The sequence below is a fragment of the Streptomyces sp. NPDC043876 genome, assembly GCF_056435825.1.
This window is the reverse complement of record NZ_JBWKDV010000003.1, coordinates 414,410-438,592: the sequence shown is the minus strand read 5'-3', so window position 1 is coordinate 438,592 and position 24,183 is coordinate 414,410. Positions and strand designations below refer to the sequence as shown.

22 protein-coding genes are annotated in these 24,183 nt (G+C 73.7%); 6 read left to right on the top strand and 16 right to left on the bottom strand.

All coding sequences use genetic code 11. The annotated features are described in order from the left end of the window. Nucleotides 1–67 precede the first annotated feature (67 nt). The 6 genes from AC0693_RS11355 to AC0693_RS11330 form a co-directional block, all read right to left on the bottom strand. Nucleotides 68–943: an ABC transporter ATP-binding protein gene (locus AC0693_RS11355; RefSeq protein ID WP_478801578.1), complete on the bottom strand. Its 876-nt coding sequence runs from the start codon at nucleotides 941–943 to the stop codon at nucleotides 68–70. Continuing rightward, nucleotides 940–1,968 carry an ABC transporter ATP-binding protein gene (locus AC0693_RS11350; protein ID WP_478801577.1) on the bottom strand — a complete coding sequence of 343 codons (1,029 nt, stop codon included), beginning with the start codon at nucleotides 1,966–1,968 and terminating at the stop codon, nucleotides 940–942. The genes AC0693_RS11355 and AC0693_RS11350 overlap by 4 nt, the downstream gene beginning before the upstream one ends. After that, nucleotides 1,968–2,882 carry an ABC transporter permease gene (locus tag AC0693_RS11345; RefSeq protein WP_478801576.1) on the bottom strand — a complete coding sequence of 305 codons (915 nt, stop codon included), beginning with the start codon at nucleotides 2,880–2,882 and terminating at the stop codon, nucleotides 1,968–1,970. The genes AC0693_RS11350 and AC0693_RS11345 overlap by 1 nt, the downstream gene beginning before the upstream one ends. Continuing rightward, the gene (locus AC0693_RS11340) at nucleotides 2,879–3,847 is read right to left on the bottom strand and encodes an ABC transporter permease (protein WP_468466119.1); all 969 of its coding nucleotides are present in this window, start codon (nucleotides 3,845–3,847) and stop codon (nucleotides 2,879–2,881) included. The genes AC0693_RS11345 and AC0693_RS11340 overlap by 4 nt, the downstream gene beginning before the upstream one ends. Further along, a complete protein-coding gene (locus AC0693_RS11335) occupies nucleotides 3,844–5,535 on the bottom strand; it encodes an ABC transporter substrate-binding protein (protein ID WP_478801575.1) in 1,692 nt (563 codons plus the stop codon). The genes AC0693_RS11340 and AC0693_RS11335 overlap by 4 nt, the downstream gene beginning before the upstream one ends. A gap of 96 nt (nucleotides 5,536–5,631) precedes the next feature. Beyond that, entirely contained in the window at nucleotides 5,632–7,338 is a 1,707-nt protein-coding gene (locus AC0693_RS11330) for an amidohydrolase (RefSeq protein ID WP_469333224.1), read from the bottom strand. Between the two features lie 130 nt (nucleotides 7,339–7,468). Between AC0693_RS11330 and AC0693_RS11325 the strand changes: the two genes are divergently transcribed. Continuing rightward, a complete protein-coding gene (locus AC0693_RS11325; RefSeq protein ID WP_478801574.1) occupies nucleotides 7,469–8,167 on the top strand; it encodes a TetR/AcrR family transcriptional regulator in 699 nt (232 codons plus the stop codon). A gap of 133 nt (nucleotides 8,168–8,300) precedes the next feature. Further along, nucleotides 8,301–9,029, top strand: a complete 729-nt coding sequence (locus tag AC0693_RS11320; RefSeq protein WP_469315878.1) for a hypothetical protein — start codon at nucleotides 8,301–8,303, stop codon at nucleotides 9,027–9,029. A 10-nt stretch (nucleotides 9,030–9,039) separates the two neighbouring features. Here the strand turns inward: AC0693_RS11320 and AC0693_RS11315 are convergent, their stop codons facing one another. Beyond that, nucleotides 9,040–10,134 (bottom strand): GNAT family N-acetyltransferase, encoded by a 1,095-nt coding sequence (locus AC0693_RS11315; protein ID WP_478801573.1) that lies wholly within the window; start codon nucleotides 10,132–10,134, stop codon nucleotides 9,040–9,042. Nucleotides 10,135–10,252: 118 nt separating this feature from the next. Between AC0693_RS11315 and thpR the strand changes: the two genes are divergently transcribed. Beyond that, nucleotides 10,253–10,846: an RNA 2',3'-cyclic phosphodiesterase gene (thpR, locus tag AC0693_RS11310; protein ID WP_469315876.1), complete on the top strand. Its 594-nt coding sequence runs from the start codon at nucleotides 10,253–10,255 to the stop codon at nucleotides 10,844–10,846. Nucleotides 10,847–10,864: 18 nt separating this feature from the next. Here the strand turns inward: thpR and AC0693_RS11305 are convergent, their stop codons facing one another. The 4 genes from AC0693_RS11305 to AC0693_RS11290 form a co-directional block, all read right to left on the bottom strand. Beyond that, nucleotides 10,865–11,704: an amino acid ABC transporter ATP-binding protein gene (locus tag AC0693_RS11305; protein WP_469333221.1), complete on the bottom strand. Its 840-nt coding sequence runs from the start codon at nucleotides 11,702–11,704 to the stop codon at nucleotides 10,865–10,867. Nucleotides 11,705–11,710: 6 nt separating this feature from the next. Further along, nucleotides 11,711–12,511, bottom strand: a complete 801-nt coding sequence (locus AC0693_RS11300) for an amino acid ABC transporter permease (protein ID WP_468466135.1) — start codon at nucleotides 12,509–12,511, stop codon at nucleotides 11,711–11,713. Beyond that, nucleotides 12,508–13,356, bottom strand: a complete 849-nt coding sequence (locus AC0693_RS11295) for an ABC transporter substrate-binding protein (protein WP_478801572.1) — start codon at nucleotides 13,354–13,356, stop codon at nucleotides 12,508–12,510. Before AC0693_RS11295 ends, AC0693_RS11300 begins: the two co-directional genes overlap by 4 nt. A gap of 319 nt (nucleotides 13,357–13,675) precedes the next feature. After that, the gene (locus AC0693_RS11290; protein ID WP_478801571.1) at nucleotides 13,676–14,365 is read right to left on the bottom strand and encodes a TetR/AcrR family transcriptional regulator; all 690 of its coding nucleotides are present in this window, start codon (nucleotides 14,363–14,365) and stop codon (nucleotides 13,676–13,678) included. Nucleotides 14,366–14,471: 106 nt separating this feature from the next. Between AC0693_RS11290 and AC0693_RS11285 the strand changes: the two genes are divergently transcribed. The 3 genes from AC0693_RS11285 to AC0693_RS11275 all read left to right on the top strand — a co-directional run bounded on the left by AC0693_RS11285 (nucleotide 14,472) and on the right by AC0693_RS11275 (nucleotide 16,684). Beyond that, nucleotides 14,472–15,506, top strand: a complete 1,035-nt coding sequence (locus AC0693_RS11285) for an aldo/keto reductase (protein ID WP_469333218.1) — start codon at nucleotides 14,472–14,474, stop codon at nucleotides 15,504–15,506. 98 nt (nucleotides 15,507–15,604) lie between these two features. Continuing rightward, entirely contained in the window at nucleotides 15,605–16,051 is a 447-nt protein-coding gene (locus tag AC0693_RS11280; protein WP_478801570.1) for an SgcJ/EcaC family oxidoreductase, read from the top strand. Between the two features lie 132 nt (nucleotides 16,052–16,183). After that, complete coding sequence (locus AC0693_RS11275) at nucleotides 16,184–16,684, top strand: VOC family protein (RefSeq protein ID WP_478801569.1); 501 nt, start codon at nucleotides 16,184–16,186, stop codon at nucleotides 16,682–16,684. Nucleotides 16,685–16,714: 30 nt separating this feature from the next. On the opposite strand, the gene AC0693_RS11270 is transcribed toward AC0693_RS11275, so the two are convergent. The 5 genes from AC0693_RS11270 to AC0693_RS11250 all read right to left on the bottom strand — a co-directional run bounded on the left by AC0693_RS11270 (nucleotide 16,715) and on the right by AC0693_RS11250 (nucleotide 24,177). Beyond that, nucleotides 16,715–16,972: a hypothetical protein gene (locus AC0693_RS11270; protein ID WP_478801568.1), complete on the bottom strand. Its 258-nt coding sequence runs from the start codon at nucleotides 16,970–16,972 to the stop codon at nucleotides 16,715–16,717. Between the two features lie 99 nt (nucleotides 16,973–17,071). Further along, entirely contained in the window at nucleotides 17,072–18,121 is a 1,050-nt protein-coding gene (locus tag AC0693_RS11265) for a TolB family protein (RefSeq protein WP_478801567.1), read from the bottom strand. After that, entirely contained in the window at nucleotides 18,118–19,431 is a 1,314-nt protein-coding gene (locus AC0693_RS11260) for an MFS transporter (RefSeq protein ID WP_478801566.1), read from the bottom strand. The genes AC0693_RS11265 and AC0693_RS11260 overlap by 4 nt, the downstream gene beginning before the upstream one ends. Further along, nucleotides 19,431–20,783 carry a discoidin domain-containing protein gene (locus AC0693_RS11255; RefSeq protein WP_478801565.1) on the bottom strand — a complete coding sequence of 451 codons (1,353 nt, stop codon included), beginning with the start codon at nucleotides 20,781–20,783 and terminating at the stop codon, nucleotides 19,431–19,433. Before AC0693_RS11255 ends, AC0693_RS11260 begins: the two co-directional genes overlap by 1 nt. A 313-nt stretch (nucleotides 20,784–21,096) precedes the next feature. After that, nucleotides 21,097–24,177: an SGNH hydrolase domain-containing protein gene (locus AC0693_RS11250; RefSeq protein WP_478801564.1), complete on the bottom strand. Its 3,081-nt coding sequence runs from the start codon at nucleotides 24,175–24,177 to the stop codon at nucleotides 21,097–21,099. Nucleotides 24,178–24,183 lie beyond the last annotated feature (6 nt).

Genomic DNA, 24,183 nt, shown 5'->3' with positions numbered 1-24,183 from the left:
CCCCGCGGCGGCGCGACACAGGGGAGCCCCGGGAACCATCTCCCGGGGCTCCCCTTCGTGGCGGCCCTCAGCCGCCGGACACCGGGTCGATCTCGCGGCGCCGCCGGCCGATCGATTCGGGGTCCCAGCCCGGACGCGGTACGGACGCCAGCAGCAGCCGGGTGTACGGGTGCCGGGGGTCGCTCAGCAGCTCGGACACCGGCCGGTGTTCCCGCGTACGGCCCCGGTGCATGACCAGGGCCTCGTCGCACACGTAGCGCACCACGGCCAGGTCGTGGCTGACGAAGACCAGGCCGATGCCGGTGTCGCGCCGGATGTCCGCGAGCAGGTTGAGCACCTGCGCCTGTACGGACACGTCCAGGGCGGACACCGCCTCGTCGAGCACCAGGACGGCCGGTTCGACCGCCAGCGCCCGCGCGATCGCGGCGCGTTGGCGCTGGCCGCCCGAGAGGTGGCGGGGCAGGGCGGCCGCTTCGCGGGGGCCGAGTCCGACCTGGTCCAGCAGTTCCCGGGCGCGCGCCGCCCGGGCCGTGCGGTCGTGCGCGCCGTGCAGCCGCAGGACCCCGTCGACGGTCGCGCCGATGGTGATCCGGCCGTCGAGGGAGAGGTAGGGGTCCTGGAAGACGATCTGGACGGCCTTGGCGCGGGCCAGCCGCGCCGCCCGTCCCCGGACGGACGCGGCCAGCGGCTCGCCCTGGACGAGGATCTCACCCGCGTCGGGGCGTTCGAGGCCGATCAGCATCCGGGCGGTGGTGGTCTTCCCGGAACCGGACTCCCCCACGATGCCGAGGGCGCCGCCCGTGCGGAGGGAGAAGGACAGGTCGTCGACCGCGACGACCTCGGTCCCGCCGGTCCGGTAGGTCTTGCGCAGGCCGGTCACCCGGAGAAGCTCCGGGGCGGGCGGCGCGGTGGCCGTGGCCGGCCGGACGGTGTGGACGCTCACCTGTCCTCCTTGCGGGTGGGTCGGCCGCCCCGGGTGGATCCGGCGGCGGTGGTGAGTGCGGCGGTACCGGTGAGCTCGGCGGTGCGGTGGCAGGCGACCTCGGCCCGGCCGTGGCGCTCCCGCGGGGGCGGGGACTGGTCGCAGAGGCCGGGTGCGGCGAAGGCGCAGCGGGGTGCGAAGGCGCAGCCCGGTGCCGACTCCAGGAGTCCCATCGGTGCGCCGGGGATGGGGGTGAGGCGGCCGAGGGGGCCGGTGAGCGGCGGGGAGGAGCCGAGCAGGCCGGCGGTGTAGGGGTGCCGCGGGGCGGCGAAGAGTTCCCCGACCGGCGCCGTCTCGACGATCCGGCCCGCGTACATGACGTAGATGCGGTCGCTGACGGCGGCGGCGAGTTCGATGTCGTGGGTGATCAACAGGAGCCCGAGGCCGCGTTCGCGTTGCAGGCGGCCCAGGAGGCCGAGGATCTCGGCCTGGGTGCTGACGTCCAGCGCGGTGGTCGGTTCGTCGCAGAGCAGCAGCCGGGGTTCGGCGGTGAGGGCGGCGGCGATGACCACGCGCTGGAGCATGCCGCCGGAGAGCTCGTGCGGGAACTGGCGCAGGTGCCGTTCCGGGTCGGGCAGGCCGACCGCGCCGAGCAGTTCGGCGGCGCGGACGTCCGCCCGCGCGGCGGACCAGCCGTGGACGAGGCGCAGCGGCTCGGTGAGGAAGTCCCCGACCCGGCGGACGGGGTTGATGGCGGCCCGGGGGTCCTGGTAGATCATCGCCGCCTTGTGCGTCCGTACCTCGCGCAGGGCGGCGGGACCCGCGCCGACCAGGTCGGTCCCGTCGACGCGGACGCGACCCTCGATCGCGGCGCCCTGCGGGAACAGGCCGAGGGCGGCGCGCGCGGTGACGGACTTGCCGGAGCCGGATTCGCCGACGAGGGCGACGACCTCCCCGGCCGCGACGGTGAGGTCCACTCCGTCGAGGACGGGGCGGGCCGTGCCCGGAAGGGTGACGCCCAGGGCGTCGTATGCGAGCAGTGTCATCAGGAGTTCCGCCCCGCGAGCCGGTCGCCGAGGTCTTCCCCGACGATGTTGAAGGCGACGACGACCAGGACGACGGCGACGGCCGGGGCGATCGCGGACAGCGGCTGCCCTTGCAGGACGGCCGCCTGCCCCTGGTTGATCATGGCTCCCCAGTCGGGGGTGGGTGGCTGGACGCCGAGCCCGAGGAAGGAGAGCGCGGCCAGGTCGAGCAGCGCGTAGCCGAAGTTCACCGTCGACTGGGCGAGCAGCGTGGGGGCGATGTTCGGCAGCAGCCTGCGGACGGTGACGTACAGGGCCGAGTGGCCCTGCACCCGGTAGGCGGCGATGTAGGGCCGCGTCTTCTCCTGGACGGCCAGGCCGCGCACCAGGCGCGCCGTGTACGGCATGTAGGCGATCCCCATGGCGAGGACCGGAGCCGTCATCCCCTTGCCGAAGAGGGCCACGGCGAGGATCGCCAGCAGCAGTGCGGGAAAGGCGAACATGACGTCGAGGACCCGGCTGACGGCGGTGTCCACCCAGCCGCCGCGCCAGGCGCTGAACAGGCCGACGGCGGTGCCGAGGACGGTGGAGGACACGACGACGGCGAGCGGGCCCGCCAGGCTCGTCCGGGTGCCGGCGAGGAGCGCCGAGAACGTGTCGTGACCGCCCTGGTCGGTGCCCAGCCAGTGCCCGGCGCCGGGGCCCAGCAAGGTGTCGCCGAGGTGGCCGAAGGTCGGGTCCTGCGGGGTGATCCAGGGTGCCAGCAGCGCGACCAGGACGAAGAGGACCAGGAGCGCGAGGCAGGCCCGCTGGAGGGGGCCGCCGCCGAGGCGGCGGAGCCGGGCGAACCGGTCCGGGCGGGTGCGCGGGACGGGCGCGGTGTACGGGGCGTGCGGCGTACGGGCGCCGGGGTCCGTGTCGGGAAGGGTGTTCATCGGGCGCTCCCCCCGGCCGCCATGCGCGGATCGATCAGTGGGTGGACGAGGTCGACCAGGGCGTTGACGACGACGAACGCGGCCACCACCAGCAGCACGATGGCCTGGACGACCTGGAAGTCGAGCTGGTCGACGGACTGCACCAGCAGGGAGCCCACGCCGGACATGCCGAAGGCGGTCTCCACGATCGCGGTGCTGACCAGCATCCCCGAGACGAGGAGCGCGGAGACGGTCACGATCGGGCCGAGCGCGTTGCGCAGGACGTGGCGCCGGATGACGGTGCGGCGCGGCGTGCCCCGGCTCAGGGCGACCTCGACGTGGTCGCGGCGCAGTTCGTCGAGCATCGCCGAGCGGGTCACGCGGGTGACCAGGGCGGTGAAGGTGACGGACAGGGCGACGGCCGGGAGGACCACGTGGTGCAGCCGGTCCAGGGCGCCGGAGCCGTTCCCGATCGTCGGGAACCAGCCCAGCTGCACGCCGAGGACGGAGCGCAGCAGCAGCGCCGCGACGAAGGCGGGCGCGGCGGCGCCCACGGTCACCAGGAGCAGCAGCGAGCGGTCGAGGCGGGTGCCGCGGCGCAGCGCGCCGACGATCCCCGATCCGATGCCGAACACCGCGATCATGAAGGCGGAGACGCCGACCAGCAGCAGGGACGAGGGCAGCCGGGACCAGATGACCGCGGAGACGTCCTGGTGGAAGAGGTACGAGCGGCCGAAGTCGCCCTGGAGCACCCCTTCGAGCCAGTGCCAGTACCGGAGCAGGAACGGTTCGTCGAAGCCGTACTGGCGGCGGATGGCGGCGAGTTCCGCCGGGCCGGGGCTGCGCCCCTTGATCAGGAAGCTCGCGGGGTCACCGGGTGCCAGGAACAGGGAGGAGAAGACGAGGAAGGAGGTGACCAGCAGGGTCGCCGCCATCGCGGCCAGGCGGCGCAGCGCCCGGGCGGCCCGGGCCACCGCGGCCGTCATCCCTTGGCTCCGATCTCGGCCGCCCAGGGGTAGTACAGGTAGGCGATGGACGGCTGGACGCCGGTGATCCGCTTGCCCATGAAGACGCTGACGGGCTGGGTGTACAGGGGCAGCCAGGGCAGTTCCCGCTGGGCGATCCGCTGCGCCTCGGCGTTGGCGGCCGCGTGCTCGGCGGGGTCGTACGCCCCGATCGCCCGGTCGACGGCCTGGTCGAAGGCGGGGTGGGACCAGCCGCCGTAGTTGGCGAACGCGCCGGTCTGGAGGGCGCCGTACATGTCCAGCGGGTCGGTGATGGAGGTGTTCCAGAAGGTGAGGAACAGGTCGATGCCCTCGCGGGCGGCCGGGTCGGTGAAGAGGGTGGTGTACTTCTCCGCCGACACCGAGTCGATCTGCGGCTTGAGCCCGATGGCGGTGGCTGCCTGGGCGATGGCCTGGGTGATGATGGTGGTCTGCGAGTCGAGCGGACTGGTCGCGATGACCACCTTCTGGCCGTTCACTCCGGCCTCCGCGGCGAGCGCCTTGGCCTTCGCCGGGTCGTACGGGTACGTCGCCATGTCCTTCAGGAGGGCGTCGCGGGACGCGGCGGGCGCTGCCGCCCAGAGGTTGTCGGTGACGAGCGAGTCGGAGACCTCGCCGACCCCGCCCGCGCCGGCCTTCACGATGCCCTTGCGGTCGGTGGCCATGAGCAGGGCGCGGCGCACGCGGGCGTCGCCGAGGGGGCCCTTGAGGTTGGCGACGACCTCGTCGGCGACGGTGGTGTTGCGGCCGAAGTAGAGCGTTCCGGCCTGGGTGGAGCCCAGTTGCGCGTAGGCGGTCGGCGGGACCATCCAGCCGCCGTCGACCTCGCCGCTCTGGAAGGCGTTGACGCGGGTGGTCGCGTCGCCGAGGAAGACGAACTTCACCTCGCCGGACTTGGCCTTCAGCTGCGGGTTCCAGTAGCCGTCGAACCGCTTGAGGGTGAGGGACTGGCCGGAGGTCCAGGATCCGAAGGAGAACGGCCCGGTGCAGTTCACGCCGGTCTGCGGATTGCCGTAGTCCTTGCCGGACTTGGCGAGGGTGGCGGCGGATTCCACGGTGCCGGGGCCGGCGGCCAGGTACTGGTTGAAGCTGGAGTCGGGCCTGGTCAGGGTGACGGTGACTTCCATCGGGCCGGTCAGGTCGATGGACTTGACGTTCCTGTACGGGTTCGCCCAGACGCTGGCCGTCGCCGGGTCGAGGTTGCGGCGCAGTGAGGCGACGACGTCGTCCGCGGTGAGCACCGTCCCGTCGTGGAAGCTCACGCCGGGGCGGATCTGGTAGACCCAGGTGGTGGGGGTGGGGTTGGTGTAGGCGGTCGCGAGGCTCGGCGAGGTGGTCAGGTCCGGGTTCCAGCGCAGCAGGCTCTCGCAGACGTTGGCGAGGATCTGGTTGGGCGGGAAGTCGAAGGAGTACGCGTAGTCGATGGTGGTCGGCTCGGCGTAGGTCGACCAGGTGAAGGAGTCAACGTTCCGGGTGGCGGCGGGGGTCTTGTCCGTGAGGCGGTACGCGGTGGGCTCGTCCTCGGCCCGGTGCGCGGCGCCGCCGCACGCGCTGGTCACGAGGACGGTGGCGGCGGCGACGGCGGCCGCCAGGGCGTGGCGCAGGCGGGTGCGGCCGCCGGCGCGGCCGCTCCGTCGGCCGGCGGGGGATCCCGGTCGGGCTGGTGACATCGTTCGGCTCCCTGAGGGGGATGAAGCGCGGTGGGGTGGGTGGCACCCGGCCGGGGTGGCGGCCCGGCCGGTGACGGCGTTCGGATCGGCAGCGGCTCAGCCGGTGGCGGCGAAGACCAGTTCGCCGTCGATGTACGTACGGAGCACGCGCGTGTCGGCGATCTCCAGCGAGGGGTGCGCGAAGGGGTCCCGGTCCAGCACGACGAGGTCCGCGTACTTGCCCACCTCGACGGTGCCGGTGACCTCGTCCAGGTGGTTCACCCACGCGCTGCCGGCGGTGTAGGCGGTCAGCGCTTCGGCGAGGGTCAGGGCCTGTTCCGGAAAGAAGGGTGCCATCGGCTCGAACTCCACGTCCGGGTCCGGGTTTTCGTCGGGGACGCTGCGGTTGACGGCCACGTGGATGCCCCACATCGGGTTGGGACTGCTCACCGACCAGTCGCTGCCCGCCACCAGGCGGACCCCCGCACGCCGCAGGTCACCGAACGGGTACTGGAGCGCGGCCCGTTCGGGGCCCAGGAAGGGGATCGTGAGCTCGTCCATCTGCGGTTCGTGCGCGGCCCACAGCGCCTGGATGTTGGCGGCCGCGTCCAGGGCCGCGAAGCGCGCGATGTCGTCGGGGTGGACGATCTGGAGGTGCGCGAGGTGGTGGCGGTTGTCGTTGGCCCCGTTGGCCGCGCGGGCCGCGGTGAGGGCGTCGAGCACCTCGCGCACCGCCCTGTCCCCGAGGGCGTGGAAGTGGAGCTGGAACCCCAGGGCGTCGAGCCGGGACACCGCCTCCGTGAGCACCTCCGGGTCGATGAAGCTGAGCCCGGAGTTCCCGGTGGCGCAGCCGCAGCCGTCGAGGTACGGCTCCAGGAGTCCGGCCGTGAAGTTCTCGGCGATGCCGTCCTGCATGATCTTCACGCTGGTGGCGTGGAAACGGCCGACCCGGCCGGTGCGACGGCGCTCCTCCAGGTCGGGTATCTGCTCCACGCCGCGTTCGCGGTCCCACCACAGGGCGCCGACGACGCGGGCGCGCAGCGAGCCCTCGCGGGCGGCGCGCAGGTAGACGCCGTAGTTGTCGGGGTTGCCGGGGAAGGCGCCGATCATGGCGTCCTGCCAGCTCGTCACGCCGAGGGAGAACAGGTGCTCCTGCGCGGCGAGCAGTCCGGCGTGGGCCTCGTCCGCCGTCGCGAGGGGCACGTGCCGGGCCACCAGGTCCATGGCGCCCTCCTGGAGGGTGCCGGCCGGGAAGCCGTCGCTCTCGCGCTCGATCCGGCCGTCGACCGGGTCCGGCGTGGTCGCGTCGATGCCGGAGGCCTCCAGGGCGCGGGTGTTGACCCAGGCTCCGTGGCCGTCCCGGTTGGTGAGCAGGACGGGCCGGTCCGGGACCACCGCGTCGAGCATCGCGCGGGTCGGCGTCCCGCCGGGGAAGACGTCCATGGACCAGCCGCCGCCGCGGATCCAGGCCGCCCCGGGGTGCTGTTCGGCGTACGCGGCGACGACGGCGAGGTAGCCGTCGATGGTGTGCTCCCCGCTCAGGTCGCAGCTGAGCATCTGGACCCCCGCCACCGCCGGGTGGACGTGGGCGTCCTGGAAGCCGGGGACGAGCAGTCCGCCCGCGAGGTCCACGACCTCGGTGTCGGCGTCCGCGAGGGAGCGCACGGTGGCGGCGTCGGCGACGGCGAGGATCCGCCCGCCTCCGACGGCCACGGCGGCCTCGACCGGTGCGGGCCCGGTCCCGGTGAAGACCCGCCCCCCGACGAAGACGGTGTCGGCCCGCTGCGGGGTCCGCTCGCTGGTCCGTGGGCTGTTGGTGGCCATCGAGGCATCCTCCGGCGGCTCGGCGGGACGGACCCGCACGGCGTGTGTTGAGGAGGAGTGAACGGGAGCGCAACATTGTTGTCAACGGTGTTGCGCTGCCTCTGCTCCACATCGTTACACTGGCCGCACCATGCCGAAGTCATCCGAGACCCCCGCCCGGTCCAAGCGCGCCGGCAGCCAGCTCACGCCCGACGCGATCATCGAAGCCAGCCTGCGCATCGCCGCCCGCGGCAGCGCGGACGCCTTCACCGTCCGACGCCTCGGCGAGGAACTCGGCGCCGACCCGACCGCGATCTACCGCCATTTCCGCGACAAGGATGAGCTGCTGCTGTCCGTCGCCGACCGCACCCTCGGCGAGGTCCTCGACAGCATCCCCGAGGGCCTCGACTGGAAGGACCGGCTGCGCGCCCTCGCCGACGGCTCGCTGGAGGTCGCCCTCAAGTACCCCGTCGTCGGCTCGACGATGGCCAGCCGGACCACCCGCAGGACGAACGAGTTCCGCGTGGTCGAGCTGATCCTCGGCGCGGTGCGCGAGGCCGGCCTCGACGGGGCGGAGGCCGCCGTCCACTACCGGATGGTCGGCGACTCCCTGCTCGCGTACGTCGGCCAGCGCGCCGCCTACCTGCTCTTCGACCCGGACGTCCGGGCCGCCGACGAGTCCTCCTGGAGCCGCGAGTACCGGCTGGTCGATCCTGAGGGGTTCCCCCACATCACCCGACTGGGCACGGCTCTCGCCGAAGTGACGGACGAACAGATCTTCCGCGCCCGGGTGGAGGCCCTGATCACGTCGATCGAAACGCGGGCCGAGGCGCTGCGCACCGAGGGCTGAACGCGCGGGCCCCGTCCCCCGCGCCGAGGAGCCCTCGCCGGCCCGGCGCCGGGGCCCGCGGCAGCGGCCCGGGAGCGTATGTGAGCATGATCCCTTCGGCACACAGGAACGACCTGAACGTCATGGGGGGACCATGCGCACCCGTACCACCCTCGTCCCGGGCCGCCTCGCGACCGCGCTCGCGGTGGCGCTCGTCCTGACCGGCTGTTCCGGCTCCGGCGGCGGTCCCCGCGCGGGCGGGAGCAGCACCGCGGCCCCGGTTCCCCCGGCGTCCTCCCCCACCGCGCCCGGCGGCGGTTCCGGGTACGCGGGACCGCGGCCCCAGGACCAGAACCTGCTCGCCTGGACGGGCGACCCCAATGACGCCGGGCACGTCACCGCCCAGTCCGCCGCCGGGGTCGGCGGCCGGGTCACCCTGGTCCGGATCGTGCTGCGGGAACGGATCACCTGGTCCGCCATCTGGCTGGGGCTCGCGGGGATCGACCCGAAGGCCCAGCTCTCCCACTGCCAGCTCGGTGTCTACGACGCCCGCGGCGCCCTGCGCGGCGCCACTGCGGACATCTCGCCGCAGCTGATGACCGACCCGGTCGCCAAGCCTCTGGCCCTCGCGGAGCCTTTCACCGCCGAGCCCGGTACGTACTTCATCGCCCTCCTGCTCAACGGCAGTTGGGCCACCAACGGCCTCACCCTAAAGTCCACGGGCGCGGGGATCTCGGTCAACGCGGGCCTGACCCCGCCCAACCTGCGCTACAGCACCGTGCTGAGCGACCAGACGTCCCTGCCGGCCACCGTGAACCTCGCCGAGCAGTCCACCAGCACCATCAACACCGGCTGGGCCAGCCAGTGGTACGCCGTCTCCTGAACCGTTCCCCCTACGTGCTCTCCCCCTCGGCCGCCGCCTCCGGGTGGCGCAGCAGGTAGCGGACGCCGTCCTCGTCCGAGCCCGCCCGCCGGAAGCCGACCCGCGCGACCACCCCGTGGGAGGGGAGGTTCCCCTCCTCGACGGTGGCGTGCAGCTCCGTGACGCCCGGCTGCGCGAAGGCCCAGCCCGCCAGGGCGCGCAGCGCCTCGGTGGCGTGGCCGTGGCCGCGGGCCGAGGGGACGAGGTCGTAGCCGACCTCCGCGTGCCCGTCGGGATCCGGTGCGCCGTGGAACCCGGCCCCGCCGATCGCCCGGCGGTCGCTCAGCCGGACGATCGCGTACGGGCCCCAGCCCGGGCGGTACTCCCCCACCTCGCGGGCCAGCCCCACCATGCCGGAGGCGATGCGGGTGCCTTCGCCCGGGCCCTCGGCCGGCCAGGCGAAACCGCCGTCGCCGCCCTCGTAGAGGTCGGCCGCGGCGGACGGGGAGATCTCGCAGAGCACCACGCCCGCGCCGGGGAGCGGGTCGTTGAACCAGCGCCAGTTCCGCCGCCGCGGCAGGCCGGGGAGATCGGCGCGCCCGGTGGCCGCGAGCAGCGAGCCCCAGGGTCCCCCCTCGACGGAGCGCGGCGCGTGCGGGAAGAGCCGCTCCAGGACCTGCCCGGCCGCGGACCAGGGCGCCTGCCAGTCGGTGACGCCCAGGCCGCGCACGATGTCGTGCGTGTGCAGCAGGAGTTCGGCGGCCCCCATCGCCGCGAACCCGTCGGGTCCCGCCACCCCGGCCGGGTGCCAGGCCCGGGCGCCCCGCGGCGCGGCGGACACGGCGGCGGACAGCAGTCGGCCGGCCGCCTCGACGAGGTCCGTCAGCCCGGCGGGAGCGGTGCGGGGGGCCGCTCCGACGACGAACGGGAGGTAGCCGTCCCGGGCCCGCCCGGCCAGCTGCGCCGCGAAGCCGGTGAGGTCACCGGCCAGGTGGACGGCCGTGTCGCGGCAGCTCCACTCCAGCCCCGCCGCCGGACCGGACCAGTCGAGGTGCGCGACGGCCCGCAGCGCCCGGACGGCCTCCGAGACGACACGGTCGAGGTCCTGCGCGCCCATGGGTGTCATGCGCCGAGCCTATGCGCGCGCGGGCCCCGGCCCCGCACCGGCCGGACGGGGCCCGGCCGGCAGCCGCCCGGGTGGGGCGTGCGCACGGTCCGGCGGCCGGTGGTGTACGAAGTTCTCCGTGACCGAAGAGACGCAGCCGCCCATCCCGACCATCCGCGTGTTCATAGCGCTCGCCCCGCCCGACGACGCGAAGGACGAGCTGGCCCGGGCGCTGCGCCCCGCCTATGACGCCTACCCGCGGATGCGGTGGAACCGGATCGAGGACTGGCACATCACCCTGGCGTTCCTCGGGGAGCTGCCGGTGACGGCCGCCACGCTCCTGCGGGCGCCGCTCGCCGCCCTCGCCGCGGCCAGTCGGCCCCTCCGGCTGGCCATGCGGGGCGGCGGGCACTTCGACGAGCGGGTGCTGTGGAGCGGGATCGAGGGGGACCTCGAAGGGCTCCAGCTGCTCGCCTCGGAGGTGCGCGGCGTGGTCAAGGAGTGCGGTGTGGTCTTCCCGGACCGCCCGCTGCGCCCCCACCTGACGCTGGCCAGGGCCCGGCGCGACGACCCCGCGAGCGTGGTGGAGGCGGCCGCGGGGCTCGCCGCGTTCACCGGCCGCCCGTGGCGGACCGAGCGCCTGCACCTGGTGGGCAGCAACATCGGCCGCGGACCGGGCCCGATCCACTACCGCGACATCGAGGCGTGGCCCTTCGGCGACCGCCGCCGCTGATCTGCCCGCGCCCCGCCCCTACCCGGCCGGGCGGCTGCCGGGGCCCTCGGTGCCGGGGGCGGGGGGCTCGACCGCGGCCGGGTTCAGAACGCGGTCCAGGAAGTTCCTGGTCCGCTCCTGCTGCGGCGATCCGACCACCTGGGCCGCCGGGCCCTGCTCGACGATCACTCCGCCGTCCATGAACACGACCCGGTCCGCGACCTCGCGGGCGAAGCTCATCTCGTGGGTGACGACCATCATCGTCATGCCCTCGGCGGCCAGGACCCGCATCACCGACAGCACCTCGCCGACGAGTTCGGGGTCGAGCGCCGAGGTGGGCTCGTCGAAGAGCATCACTTCCGGGCCCATCGACAGCGCTCTGGCGATCGCCACCCGCTGCTGCTGGCCGCCGGACAACTGGGCGGGGAACGCCGCGGACTTGTCGGCGAGGCCGACCCGCTGGAGGTTCTCCCGCGCGACGGCGGCCGCCCGTTCCCGGTCCGTCCCGAGGACGCGCCGCTGGGGCAGCGTGAGGTTCCCGGTCACGTTGACGTGCGGGAAGAGGTTGAACTGCTGGAAGACCATGCCGATGCGGCGGCGTACGGCGTCGATGTCGACGTCGGGGTCGGTGACCTCCGTACCGCCGACGAAGATCCGGCCGTCGCTGGGTTCCTCCAGCAGGTTCACGCACCGCAGCAGCGTCGACTTGCCCGAGCCGGACGGCCCGATGACGCACACCACCTCGCCGCGCGCGACCTCCAGGTCGATGCCGCGCAGGACGTGGTTGTCGCCGAAGGACTTGTGCAGTCCGCGGATCTCGATCTCGGGGCGCTCCGTCGCCGTCGCGCCCGTGTCCGTCGCCTGCGTCTTCTGGGGCATCTCGTCCTACCTGGCCTTGTCCGCGCGGGCCTCCAGGCGCCGCACCACGAAACTCAGCGGCACGGTCACCAGGAGGTAGCAGAGGCCCGCGACGAGGATCGGGGTGGAGTTGGCGGTCTGGCTGGCGAGGTCCCGGCCGAACTTCGTCAGTTCCCGTTCCTGCAGCGTCACGCCGAGGAACAGGACGAGCGAGGAGTCCTTGAACAGCAGGACCAGCTCGTTGGTGAGGGGCGGGATGACGATCCGGAAGGCCTGCGGAATGATCACCGAGACCATGGCGCGGGCGTGCGAGAAACCCAGCGAACGGGCCGCTTCCATCTGGCCCTTCGGCACCGCCTGGATGCCGGCCCGAATCGTTTCCGCCATGTAGGCGGCGGCCACCAGACCGAGCCCGAGGGCGACCTTCCCGTACGTACCGCCGGGGATCTCCGTGCCGGGGAACGCGAGGGGCACCGCCACCCCGACGAAGATGAAGATGAGCAGCGCGGGCAGGCCGCGGAACAGCTCGATGTAAACGCTCGCGACCCACCGGTACGGCGCCACGGAGGAGAGCCGCATCATGGCGATGACCAGCCCGAGCACCAGGCCGAAGAGGAACCCGGAGAGGGTGTAGACCACCGTGTTGCGCAGCGCCGTGGTGATGATCTCCGGGAAGAGCCGCAGGGCCAGGTCCTTCTGCGCGAACTGGTTGCGCAGGCGGTCCCAGTCGGCGTAGAAGCCGATCAGGACCAGCACCGCCGCGAAGAGGGCGTACTGGAGGCCCTGCGAGGCGCGGCGGCGCTGTCGGCGGGTCAGCCGAGAGGTCACGGTGTGGCCTGGGGCAGCGGGCCGATCCACTGCTCGTAGATCTTCTTGTAGGTGCCGTCGGCCTTGGCGTCGGTGATCGCCTTGTCGATGGCGGCCACGAGGGCGGAGTTGCCCTTCTTCACGGAGAAGCCGTACTGCTCACCGGTCTGGATGTTCTGCGCGAGGGTGAACTCCGCGGCGTTCTTGGGGTCCTTGAGCCAGCCCTGGACGACCGGGTAGTCGATCACGACCGCGTCGACCTGCCCGGTGCGCAGTCCGTTCAGCACCGCGTCCGAACTCTCGAAGGCGACGGGGTCGAAGCCCTGCGCCTTGGCGTAGCTCTCGCCGGTCGTCTCGGCCTGGGCGCCGAGCTTCTTCGCCTTCGCCTTGAGGTCGGCGAGGGAGGTGATCCCGCTCTTCTTGGTGGCGAGCAGCGCCTGGGTCGCGTCGAAGTAGGGGACGGAGAAGTCGACGTTCTTCTTGCGCTCGTCGGTGATGGTCATGCCGGCCGCCGCGAGGTCGCACTCGCCGGAGTTGAGGAAGGCGCCGGTCTTGAAGTTCTCGAAGGGCGTGTCGAGGATCTTCTGCTCGACCTTGAGCCGGCTCGCCACGAGGTCGATCAGCGACACGTCGAAGCCGACGACCTTGCCGTCCTTCTCGAACTGGAACGGCGGGTAGGGCAGGTGGGTGCAGGTGGTCAGCTTGCCCTTCTCGACGACGGGCACCCCTCCGGCCGCCTCTCCGGGACCGTCGCCGCTCGACGAGCATCCCGCGAGCAGGAACGCTCCGGCGGCGGCGGTTCCGGCCGCGGCTCGGAAGCGGAAGCTGCTGCGGCGACTGCGGTTTCCTCTGGCCGTCCGGAACACGGTTGACCTCCACGGATGCGGGGCGGGCGGCGGTCGCGGGGCGGGGCCCGCACCGCCGGGGCTCCGTCCGCCGAGATCGTAAGCCACGGGCGGCGCGCACCGAGGGATCTTCAGCCGTGCGTTCCGGGGGCGAACGGCCGGATCCGGCCAAGATCGCGGTTCGTACGGCCGGCTCGCCCGGCGCCGGTCCCCCGCATGGCCGCACGGCGCCGCGCCGGTACGGGCCGGCAGCGTGCCCGCCCGCTGCGGGAGCGGAGGCGGCCACCGCGCTTTCCGGACACCGTCCGGGCGGCCGCGGGGACGGCCGCGCCGGACGTCTTCATGAGGTCGGCCCCCGGTCCGGCGAGGCATCGCGTACGTACGCCCCCGCGCGGGCGGCGGCCGCCGCCGCGGTGGCGGCGTGATCGGCGGCGGCCTCGTCCAGGGGCAGCCTGGTGGTCAGGAGCCGGTAGTACAGCGGGGCCGAGACGGCGCGGATCACCTCCTGGGGGTCGGTGCCCTCCGGCACCTCGCCCCGGGCGGCGGCGTCCCGTACGCACGGCGCCCATTCCTCGACGCGGACGGCATAGAAGCCGTGCAGGGCCTGCGCCGCCTTGGGGTCGCAGGTCGCGGCGGCGATGACCGCCCTGAACAGGGCGCCCTGGCGCGGGTCGGCCAGCGTCCGCCGCACCAGGCGCGCGTTGGCCGTCAGATCGCCGGTCAGGGTGCCCGTCTCCGCGCGCGGCAGGGACTGCTCCGCCATGTCCAGGAGGAGATCGGTGACGAGGCCGGTGGCCGTGCCCCACCGGCGGTAGACGGTCGTCTTGCCGACCTCCGCCCGGCGCGCGATGTCGGCGAGGTCGAGATGGCCGAAACCCTGCTCGGCCAGGACGTCCCCGACGGCCCGCAGCACCGCCGCGCGCACCCGCGCGGTCCGTCCCCCGGGGCGCACGGCACCGGGGCCGGCCGGGTCGTCCGACCCTTCGAGGCGCCCGCGCACCTCGGACCCGGCGGACTTCGCAGATTCCATAACAGGACTCCTGTTCCGTTAGTGGCGCGGACTTGCTACGCTCCCGATCATCTTAATGGAACCAGGGGTCCATTAGATGGATCCCGGCGCGAGAAGGAGACAGATCATGGAGTACAGGCGGCTGGGCGCGTCCGGGCTGCAGGTCCCGGCGCTGAGTTTCGGCGCCGGAACCTTCGGCGGCCGAGGGCCGCTCTTCGGCTCGTGGGGCACCACGGGGGTGGCGGAGGCGCGGCGCCTCGTGGACATCTGCGTCGACGCCGGGATCACCCTGTTCGACACGGCGGACGTGTACTCCGGCGGCGCGTCGGAGGAGGTTCTCGGCGCCGCCCTGAAAGGCCGCCGGGACCGGGTGCTCATCTCCACCAAGGCCGGCCTGCCCATGGGCGACGGCCCGCACGAGGCCGGCACCTCCCGCTCCCGCCTGATCACCTCCGTGGACAGCGCGCTACGGCGCCTCGGCACCGACCACATCGACCTCTTCCAGCTGCACGCATTCGACGCCGGCACCCCGGTCGAGGAAGTGCTCTCCACGCTGGACGACCTGGTCCGGGCCGGGAAGATCCGCTACCTCGGAATCTCCAACTTCGCCGGCTGGCAGGCGATGAAGTCCCTCGCCGCCGCCGACCGGCACGGCCGCGAGCGGTACGTCGCCCACCAGGTCTACTACTCGCTCATCGGCCGCGACTACGAGTGGGAGCTGATGCCGCTCGGGCTCGACCAGGGGCTGGGCGCGATCGTCTGGAGCCCGCTCGGCTGGGGGCGGCTGACGGGCAGGATCCGGCGGGGGCAGCCGCTGCCCGCGGGCAGCAGGCTGCACGACACCGCCGCCTACGGACCCCCGGTCGAGGACGAGCACCTCTACCGCGTGGTCGACGCCCTGGACGAGATCGCGCGGGAGACCGGCAGGGCCGTTCCGCAGATCGCGCTGCGCTGGCTGCTCCAGCGGCCGACCGTGTCCTCCGTCATCATCGGCGCCCGCAACGAGGAGCAGTTGCGCCAGAACCTGGGCGCCGTGGGCTGGACGCTCACCCCCGAGCAGATGGCGGCGCTCGACGCGGCGAGCGGCCGGACCGCCGCCTACCCCTACTTCCCGTACCAGCGCCAGGAGGGCTTCGCCCGCCTCAACCCTCCGGCGGTGTAGGCGGATCACCTCACCCCCCTTGCCATATATCTGCGCGCATGCAGATACTGTTCGAGCGCAGTATCTGCACCACGCCAATCAACAGGGGAGTGAGCGTCATGCAGTCCACCGCCGAATCCGAGGCCGCCGTCCGGGCCGTGCTCAGCGGCCTCGTCGACGCCTGGGGGCGTCACGACGCCGATGCCTACGGCGCGCTCTTCACCGAGGACGCCGGCTACACCACCTACGTCGGCACGCTCTACCGGGGCCGCCGCGCCATCACGGAGAGCCATCGCGTCCTCTTCGCGGGCTTCCTCAAGGGCACGTCACTGGCGGATGAGATCCTCGACATCCGCTTCCACGGACCGGGCACGGCCGTGGTGAACGGCCGCGGTGACACCTACAAGACCAAGCGGCCCGCTCGGCTCTCCAAGGTCCAGACGTACACCCTCGTCCTCGACGACGACGGCGCGTGGCGGATCGCGGCCTTCCAGAACACCCGGCGCAAGCCGCTGATGGAGAAGGTCTCCTTCGCCCTCGCGCCGGGCCTCGTCCCCGAGCCCTAGGAATGCCGCGGGCTCCCCCGACGTTGGCACTCGATAGTTCGAATTTGAACGGTATGCTGGGAGCGTCCGGATCAGGACATGTCCAGCCGGATGTTTCGAGCCAGGTCCTTCGAGTCACGGGAGCCCGTCGCCATGTCAGTCCGCCGTCTGAACCACGCCGTGCTCTGGATCCGCGAGGTCGAGCGGTCCGTCGCGTTCTACTCCGACGTCTTCGGGTTCCAGGTCGACCACCTGGTCCCCGGCCGGGCCGCCTTCCTCAGCGCACCGGGCAGCCTCAACGACCACGACCTCGGGCTGTTCGCGGTCGGCGCCGACGCGCCGGGCCCCGAGCAGGGCCGGGTCGGCCTCTACCACCTGGCCTGGGAGGTCGGCACGCTCGGCGAGCTCGCCGAGGCGGGCCGCAAGCTCGGCGAACTGGGCGCGCTCGTGGGCGCGACGGACCACCTGGTGTCGAAGTCCTTCTACGCCAAGGACCCGGACGGCAACGAGTTCGAGCTGATGTGGCGCGTCCCCCGCGAGGACTGGCCCGGGGAGGGCTCGGACCTGCGCTCGGGCCCGCTGGACCTGCCGGCCGCGCTCGCGCGCTGGGGCGCGGACCTGGCCACGGGGTCGGCGGCCGGTTCCGCCAGCTGACCCGCGCCCGCGCCCGCCGGGCGCCCTCGGTCAGGGTGCCGCGGGGGCACCGGAGGGGGACGGCCGGGTGCCCTCGTTCACCGGGGGGCTCCAGGGCGTCGAGGTGGGCCGCGGCGCCGGCGCCGGTGCGAAGGGGCCCGCCCGGTTGGCCAGGAGGACCAGCATCGCGCCGACGACGAGCACGGTGGCGACGGTCAGGGCCAGCCCGACGGGATTGCGGGGGTTGTACCGGTAGTGGTTCGTCCCCCATCTGCTGCGCCGGAAGACGGGCTCGTCGTCGTGGTGCACGGCTCGTCCCTCGATCCTGCGTCCCTCGGCCCGGCCGGCTGCGAAGGCGACGCGGCCCCCAATCTAGGGGGTGGCCGCACGCCCCGGAAGGGGATCCGGTCAGCGCAGCGCCGCCGGTGAGGAGCCGTTCGGGACGGTCAGGCGCGGGGTTCCGGTGCCGTCCGCCGGGACCGTCCAGATGTCCTGGCTGCCGTCCGCGCCCGGCAGGGCGTAGGCGAGGGTGCCGTCGTCCAGCCAGGCCGCCTGGTCGTCGACGCTGCGGGTTTCGGCGAGCGGCCTCTCCTGCATGGTCCGCAGGTCGAGGACGTACAGCCGCCAGGGCGCGGCCGGATCCTCGGAGACCTTCTTCTTGAAGGCGACCCGCGTGTTGTCGGGCGACAGCGAGGGGCACTCGGCGTTCTCCCGCAGGACGCGCGCGGACCACTCCCCCATGTTGCCCTCCACGAGGTGGGTGCGGCCCTTGGTGGAGACGGTCGCGTAGAAGCGGTTGTCGTCGCGGGCGAAGGTCACCCCCCAGTAGTTGACGTCGGGCGCGTGGTAGCGGGCGCCGTCGAGGGTGAGGGGGATCTGCTCCATGGAGGTGACGAGGTAGCCCGTGCGCAGGTCGAGGATGGCGGTCCGGGTGGAGAAGGCGCTGGTGGCGTACGAGTCTCCGCTCGCGAAAACCGTCCAGGACAGCATCCGGCCCGAGGCGGAGACCCGCGCCCGGTTGGGCACGCCCGGCACGGTGGTCCGGCGGACCTCGCGCAGCTGCCGGTCGAGCACGATGGCGTAGGTCTTGGGCAGGACGCCCGGTTCGGCCCGCAGGCACAGGGCCGTCTCCTGGGCGGCGTAGAACCGGTCGCAGGAGGGGCCTCCCGTGACGCGCGGGGCGGGGGACCCGGTGCCCGGCGCGTCGGCTGCCCCGGGCAGCGGCTGGTGGGCGACCCGCCCGGTGGCGGCGTCCCGGAAATACAGGGCGGGACGGTCCAGCGCGAAGGAGGCGTCCGCGGCGGCGACTTGGGCGGCGGGACGGTTCCCGGCGTGCAGGACGTACCCGGTGGCGCCGCCCGCGAGCACCAGCGCGGCGGTCACCACGATCGCGGTACGGGCCCGGGCGCCCAGCGCGGTCACGGGCCCGGTGGACCCGGCTCGGTCGGAGTCGCTCATGCGGTGCGCCTTTCACGGTCGGACGGGGCCGGATCCAAGGGACCGGACGGAGCGGGCGGGGTGGCGGACGGCGGGCGCGGCAGCAGCAGCCAGCCGCCCGCCAGCGCCGCGCACAGGAGCGCGAGGGCCGCCCACAGGGCGGGGTCCGGTCCCCACACCGTCCAGGCGGCGCCGAATCCGATGCCCGCCAGCATCCGGGCCAGTGCCTGGCCGGTCTGGAGGAGGGCGAGTCCGCGCGCCGTGCCCTCGGCGGGGAGCACCGGCCCGGTGAGCGCCATCAGCACCCCGTCGGTGGTGGCGTAGAAGGCTCCGAGCAGCGCGAGGACCGGCAGCAGGAGGAGCAGCGCCGGGGCGTCACCGGCGGGGGCGAGCAGGGCCGCGTACACGCCGAGGAGCGCGATGTGCCCGTACAGGAAGGGCAGTCGGCGGCCGAACCGGTCCGCGATCCGGCCCGCCGGAACGGCGAGCAGCAGGTAGGCGGCGGCGCCGCCGAGCGGCAGCAGCGGGAACCAGGCGACCGGCAGGCCGAGGCGGCGCTGGAGCAGGAGGTAGACGAAGGAGTCGCCGATGGTGGCGGCGCCCAGCAGCGCGGCGGCCGCCAGGATGCGCCGGAAGGCGGGGTCGCGGAGCGCCGCGAAGACGGTGCCGGTGCGGGGGGCCGGGCGCGCGGTGGGCGCGCCATGGTGGCCGGGGACGTACAGGACCAGGAGCAGGACTCCCAGCAGGCCGACGCAGAAGCTGACGACGAACACCGCGTCGTAGGCCCCGGCCGTCGCGCCCAGCAGGGCGAACGCGGCGAGCGGGCCGAGCAGCGCGCCGGTGGTGTCCATGGCGCGGTGCACGCCGAAGGAGCGGCCGAGCGTCTCGGGCGGGCTGCTGAGGGTGATGAGGGCGTCGCGGGGCGCCGTCCGGATGCCCTTGCCGACGCGGTCGGTGGCGAGGGCGGCCGCGATCCCGGCGGTGGCGCCCCCGGCGAGGAGCAGGCCGAGCCGGGAGGCGGCGGAGAGCGCGTAGCCGAGGCCGGCGATGCGCTTGTGCCGGTTCCCGCGGTCGGCGGCGTGGCCGCCGACCAGCCGCACGAGGGCGGTGGCGCCGTTGAACAGGCCGTCGAGGAAGCCGAATTGGAGGGGGGAGAGACCCAGTCCGAGGACCAGGTAGAGGGGGAGCACCGCCGTGACCATCTCGGAGGAGATGTCGGTGACGAGGCTGACCGCGCCGAGTGCCAGGACGGTGCCCGGGACCCGCCGGCCCGCCCCGCCGGAGCGGGGCGGAGCCGACGTGTCCGGGCGGCCTGTGGTCGCCAGGTACATCAGTGGCAGGTGTACTTCGGGCTGGTGTCCTTGGCCTTGCCGTCGGTGCCGACGTAGCTGAAGCTGTAGCCGTTGTCGGTGAAGTCGAGCTTCAGCACGCCGTACTGGCCGCTGATCCGCTTCTGGCTGTTGGGCTGGACGTTCTCGATCGGGTAGGGCTCGGCGCCGCCCATGCCGCCGACGATCTCGGTGATGCCGTCGGCGGTGGCCTTGCCGTTGGGGTCCTGCGGGGCGAACCGCTCGTAGTGGTGGTCGTGGCCGTTGAGGATCAGGTCGGCCTTGGCGCCGTAGAGGATGTTCCAGACCGGCTTGCTGACCGGGTCGTTGCCGTGGCCGCCCGAGGAGTAGAGCGGGTGGTGGAAGTAGGCGGCGATGCACTGCTTGCCGTTCTTGGCGAGGTCCGCCTTCAGCCAGTCGATCTGGGCCTTCTGGTCGAAGGCGTTGGAGTCGAGGGCGACGAAGTGCCAGTTGCCTTCGTCGAAGCTGTAGTAGCTCTTGCCCTGGGGGTAGGCGATCGACCCGAAGTACGACTTGTATCCGGCGAGGGAGCCGGCCGGGTCGTAGGTCTCGTGGTTGCCGGGGACCGGGTGGGTCTTGTCCTTGAAGGCGCCCCAGGTCTTGTCGTAGTAGGCGCGGTAGTCGGAGATCCGGGCGTCGTCGTACTGGTTGTCACCCATGGTCAGGTAGAACTTCGGGTTCAGCTGCTGGGCCAGGGCCGCGGTCTTCGGATGGGCGCAGGAGCTGTCGGAGGCGGTGCACTGGGCGGCGATGTCACCCGCGGCGACCACGGTGAAGGCACCGGTGGGCGGCGGTGTGTCCTCGACGGTGCCGTAGACCTCGACCTCGTGCAGCGAGTAGCCGTACGCGGTGCCCCGCGCGGTTCCGTAGACCCGCAGGTAGCGGCCCTTGCCGGTGAGGCCGGCCCAGTCGTCGGCGCCGCCGTTGCCCGCGGTCTCGTTCGCGAGGCGGGTCCAGGTGGTGCCGTCGGCGGAGATCTCGACGCGGTAGGCCTTGGCGTACGCGGCCTCCCAACGCAGGGCGACCCGGCTGACGTTGGCGTTCGCGCCGAGGTCGACGCGGATCCATTGCGGATCCTTGCCCTCGACGCTGGCCCAGCGGCTGGCCTGGTCGCCGTCGAAGGCCTTTTCCGGGCCGAAGGCGGAGGTTTCGGAGGAGGACGCGGTGGCGGGTTTGCCGCGCGAGATGAGGGGGTCGGCCGCGGCGCGGTCGGCTGCGGCTCCGGCCCGTTCGGGGAGGGCGAGCAACAGACCGCCGACCAGGAGGAGTACGACGGCGACCAGGGTCACCGGACCGCGCCGGGCGGGCGCGGGTACTGAGGCGTTCAGGCGCATCCTTGGGGGCTCCTGCACTGAGGGAGGGGGGTGAGAGCTGGGCACCGTTTCCTGGCACCGCCACCGGCCCGGAGGAGGGCAGGGGGCGGCGCCACGGCGGCCGGGTCAGAGCTCTCGCTGAGCGCGTCATGCCCGTGTGACACGGGCACCGCGCCGGGCCGCCGCCGGGAATGCTAGCGAACAGGAAAGTTTCCTACCAGTCCCCTGACGCCCCTCACCTGCCACCCTTTTCACGCTCGCCCGAAGGCCCGGGGGCGCCGCGCTCGCGGCGCCCCCGGGCCCTGCGGCGCGCCGCCCCCTCGGCGGCGGTCCGTCAGGAGGCTCCCGCGGCGGCCTTGGCCGACACGGTGACGTGGTCGACACGCATCGGATGGCCCGGTTCGGTGGCGGGGCCCGCCGTCGCGCCGTCCGCCAGCGGGAGGTTGCCGCCGACGGCCACGTTCAGGATCAGGAACACCCCGTGGTCCACGGTCCGCTTCCAGGTCGCGGGGTCCATCGCGTCCGCGCCCACCCGGTGGTACACGCGGCCGTCCAGCAGCCAGCGCACCTCCTGGGCGCCCGGCGTGAGGTCGACCTCGACGGCGTAGGAGTGGAACGCCGTCCGGCAGTCGGGGCAGGGTTGCGGCCCCGACGTCAGTCCCCTGGGTTCCTGGCACGGGCCGCCGCCGAGGACCCCGCAGTGCAGGGTGGCGAAGACCGTGTCCCGTCCGTTGACGTTCTCCATGACGTCCAGCTCGCCGACGGAGGGCCAGCCGGTGTACCCGTCGCGCAGCGGGGCGCCGAGCGTCCAGAACGCGGGCCAGTAGCCCGCCGCCTTCGGGCCGGTGACGTCCGGCAGGGCGATCGACGCCTCGATCCGCAGCACCCCGCCGGGCGGCGGCGCGAAGTCGGCGCGCCGGGTCTCGACCCGGCCCGAACTCCACCGGCCGTCCTTGCGCGTGGGGACGATCTCCAGCGCGCCCCTGCCGTCGAGGCGGGCGTTGTCGGTCGAGTCGGTCATCGTCTCGATCTCCCCCGTCCCCCACTGGGGCGCGGGGCAGCCGGGGTAGCAGGTCCCCAGGTCGTACTGCCAGGTGGCGCCGGAGGGCCGGCTGCCCGCCGGGCCGTCGAAATCGTCCCGCAGCAGCTCCCGCCACCCGGCGGCGGCCGACGGCGCGCCCCCCGTCCCGGGTACGGACCCGGCCGGCCCGGCGGAGGGCAGCGCACCGGCGTCGGCCAGCAGCCGTTCCAGCCGGGCGGTCAGGACGACGGCGGCCACGTTCGTCAGGTGCGAGTCGTCCCGGTAGAGCAGGATCCGGTCCAGCACCGCCGGGCAGGTGGGTCCGGCGCTCGGGCACAGCACCTCGTTCACGCTGATGGTCCGTACGCCGGGCAGCGCGCCCGAAGCGATTCGCCGGGCCAGCGCGTCGGGCTGCAGGGCGGCCTCCCGGCTGAACGCGCAGGCCTCCGGGGAGCCCGTACTGCCGGACAGGCAGGCGGGGACGTCCCGGCCGGGCACGGGGGTGTCCTCCAGGTAGACGGCCGGCACCCCGAGGGCCCGCAGCGGCCCCAGGGTCTCCTCCCAGGCCGCGGCCAGCAGGGCGGCGTCGGCGGTGTAGCGGGTCAGTGAGGAGATCACCACGAGGCGCGGCTTCGGCTGCCGCTTCAGCCGGTCCAGGGCGTCCGCGCGCCAGGTGTCGCACTCGCGGTAGGTGCGGCCGAGCTGGGGGTTGTCGACGGTGAGCCTGGCCAGCGGGCAACCTTGCTTGACCAACTCCTGGAGGGCCCAGCCGCGTTGGGCGGCGAGGGCGAGCATCGGGGAGAACCACTGGCCGGCGTGCGAGTCGCCGAGCAGCACGATCCGGTCGGGGCTGGCGACCGCGCCGAAGAGGCACTCCGGGCTGCGGGTCACCGCCGGGTCCACCTCGCAGTTCCCGTCGGGCGGGAAGTCCTTGCCCGCCTGGAGGGGGCCCGGCACGACGGGGCCGTCGAGCGGCGGCGCCGCCGGGCCGCGGGCGAGCAGGGTGGGTCCGGAGGCGGCCCCCGGCGGCAGGCCCTGCAGGTCGACGGGGGTGGCCGGGCCCAGCAGGCGGAGCGTGGTGGTGCCGACGACGAGCGCGAGCACGACCGGCAGGACGATGGCGGTGACGCCCACCGACAGGCCGCGGCGCGGGAGTTCGGAGACCGTGCGGCTGCGGCGCAGCGGCCGCTCCACCCAGCGCATGGCGGCGAGGGCGGGCAGGACGGAGGCGAGCGTCAGGGCGGCCTTCGCGGGCCAGGCGAGCGCCCCCAGCTCCGCTTCGGCGAGCACGAGCACCGGCCAGTGCCACAGGTAGAGGTTGTAGGAGAGCCGGCCCACGGCCCGGGGAGCCCGGCCGGCGAGCAACCGGCCCACGCCGTAGGCACCTTGGACGTCGCGCTCGCCCCGTCCGGGGATGGCGGCGAGGATGACGGCCGCGGCGCCCAGCGTCGGCACGAGCGCCGCGAACCCGGGGTAGGGGGTGCTCGCGTCGTACGTCAGGACGCACCAGGCGATCGCCGCCGCTCCGGCCCAGCCGCACAGCAGCCGCAGCGGACGCGGCCCGCGCAGCAGGTGCCAGGGCAGCAGCGCCAGCAGGGCGCCCGTGGCGAACTGCCAGACCCGCGAGGGCGTGCCGAGGTAGGCGAGCGAGACGGAGTGCTCCGTCCAGCGCAGGGACAGGGCGAAGGAGCCGAGGGCGAGCAGCAGGGTGGCGAGCGCCACGACGGCGCGCACGACCCGGCCGCGGCGCACCGCGCGGGCCGTGCAGAGGGCGATCACCGCCATCAGCGGGGCCCAGAAGAGGTAGAACTGCTCTTCCACGGCGAGGGACCAGAAGTGCAGGAGCGGGCTCTGGTCCTGACCGGCGGCGAGGTAGTCGGTCTGCTGCGCGACGAAGCGCCAGTTGGCGAAGGACAGGGCCGCCGCGACGACGTCGTACTCCAGCACGGCGCGCCGCAGCGGTACGGTCAGCCAGGCTCCGGCGACGGCGACCGCGCCGAGGACGACGGCGGCGGACGGGAGCAGGCGCCGGGCCCGCCGGGAGAAGAAGTCCCCCAGCCGGATCCGGCCGGTGGTGATCGCTTCGCGGACCAGCAGGCCGGTGATCAGGTAGCCGGAGATGACGAAGAAGACGTCGACGCCGACGAAGCCGCCCGCCAGGCCCGGGATTGCGGCGTGGAAGGCGAGGACCGCGACGACGGCCACCGCGCGCAGGCCCTCGATGTCGGGCCGGAAGGCGGAGCGGTGCGGGCTGGGCCCGGATTCGCCGCCGGAGCGGGAGCCGGAACCGGCGGGCGGCGGGCCGCCGGGCGCGGCGGACCGTGCGCCGCCGGTCGCCGGGTCCGGGGTGTCGCTGTGCTTCCGGCGGAAGCCGGGAGTCACGGGGAAGGGCATGGTGAC

Excerpts from the sequence above, each read along its gene's own strand:
- AC0693_RS11350 (WP_478801577.1), bottom strand. The coding sequence starts at position 1,968 with ATGACACTGCTCGCATACGACGCCCTGGGCGTCACCCTTCCGGGCACG.
- AC0693_RS11345 (WP_478801576.1), bottom strand. The coding sequence starts at position 2,882 with ATGAACACCCTTCCCGACACGGACCCCGGCGCCCGTACGCCGCACGCC.
- AC0693_RS11340 (WP_468466119.1), bottom strand. The coding sequence starts at position 3,847 with ATGACGGCCGCGGTGGCCCGGGCCGCCCGGGCGCTGCGCCGCCTGGCC.
- AC0693_RS11335 (WP_478801575.1), bottom strand. The coding sequence starts at position 5,535 with ATGTCACCAGCCCGACCGGGATCCCCCGCCGGCCGACGGAGCGGCCGC.
- AC0693_RS11330 (WP_469333224.1), bottom strand. The coding sequence starts at position 7,338 with ATGGCCACCAACAGCCCACGGACCAGCGAGCGGACCCCGCAGCGGGCC.
- AC0693_RS11325 (WP_478801574.1), top strand. The coding sequence starts at position 7,469 with ATGCCGAAGTCATCCGAGACCCCCGCCCGGTCCAAGCGCGCCGGCAGC.
- AC0693_RS11320 (WP_469315878.1), top strand. The coding sequence starts at position 8,301 with ATGCGCACCCGTACCACCCTCGTCCCGGGCCGCCTCGCGACCGCGCTC.
- AC0693_RS11315 (WP_478801573.1), bottom strand. The coding sequence starts at position 10,134 with ATGACACCCATGGGCGCGCAGGACCTCGACCGTGTCGTCTCGGAGGCC.
- AC0693_RS11305 (WP_469333221.1), bottom strand. The coding sequence starts at position 11,704 with ATGCCCCAGAAGACGCAGGCGACGGACACGGGCGCGACGGCGACGGAG.
- AC0693_RS11290 (WP_478801571.1), bottom strand. The coding sequence starts at position 14,365 with ATGGAATCTGCGAAGTCCGCCGGGTCCGAGGTGCGCGGGCGCCTCGAA.
- AC0693_RS11285 (WP_469333218.1), top strand. The coding sequence starts at position 14,472 with ATGGAGTACAGGCGGCTGGGCGCGTCCGGGCTGCAGGTCCCGGCGCTG.
- AC0693_RS11280 (WP_478801570.1), top strand. The coding sequence starts at position 15,605 with ATGCAGTCCACCGCCGAATCCGAGGCCGCCGTCCGGGCCGTGCTCAGC.
- AC0693_RS11275 (WP_478801569.1), top strand. The coding sequence starts at position 16,184 with ATGTCAGTCCGCCGTCTGAACCACGCCGTGCTCTGGATCCGCGAGGTC.
- AC0693_RS11265 (WP_478801567.1), bottom strand. The coding sequence starts at position 18,121 with ATGAGCGACTCCGACCGAGCCGGGTCCACCGGGCCCGTGACCGCGCTG.
- AC0693_RS11260 (WP_478801566.1), bottom strand. The coding sequence starts at position 19,431 with ATGTACCTGGCGACCACAGGCCGCCCGGACACGTCGGCTCCGCCCCGC.
- AC0693_RS11255 (WP_478801565.1), bottom strand. The coding sequence starts at position 20,783 with ATGCGCCTGAACGCCTCAGTACCCGCGCCCGCCCGGCGCGGTCCGGTG.
- AC0693_RS11250 (WP_478801564.1), bottom strand. The coding sequence starts at position 24,177 with ATGCCCTTCCCCGTGACTCCCGGCTTCCGCCGGAAGCACAGCGACACC.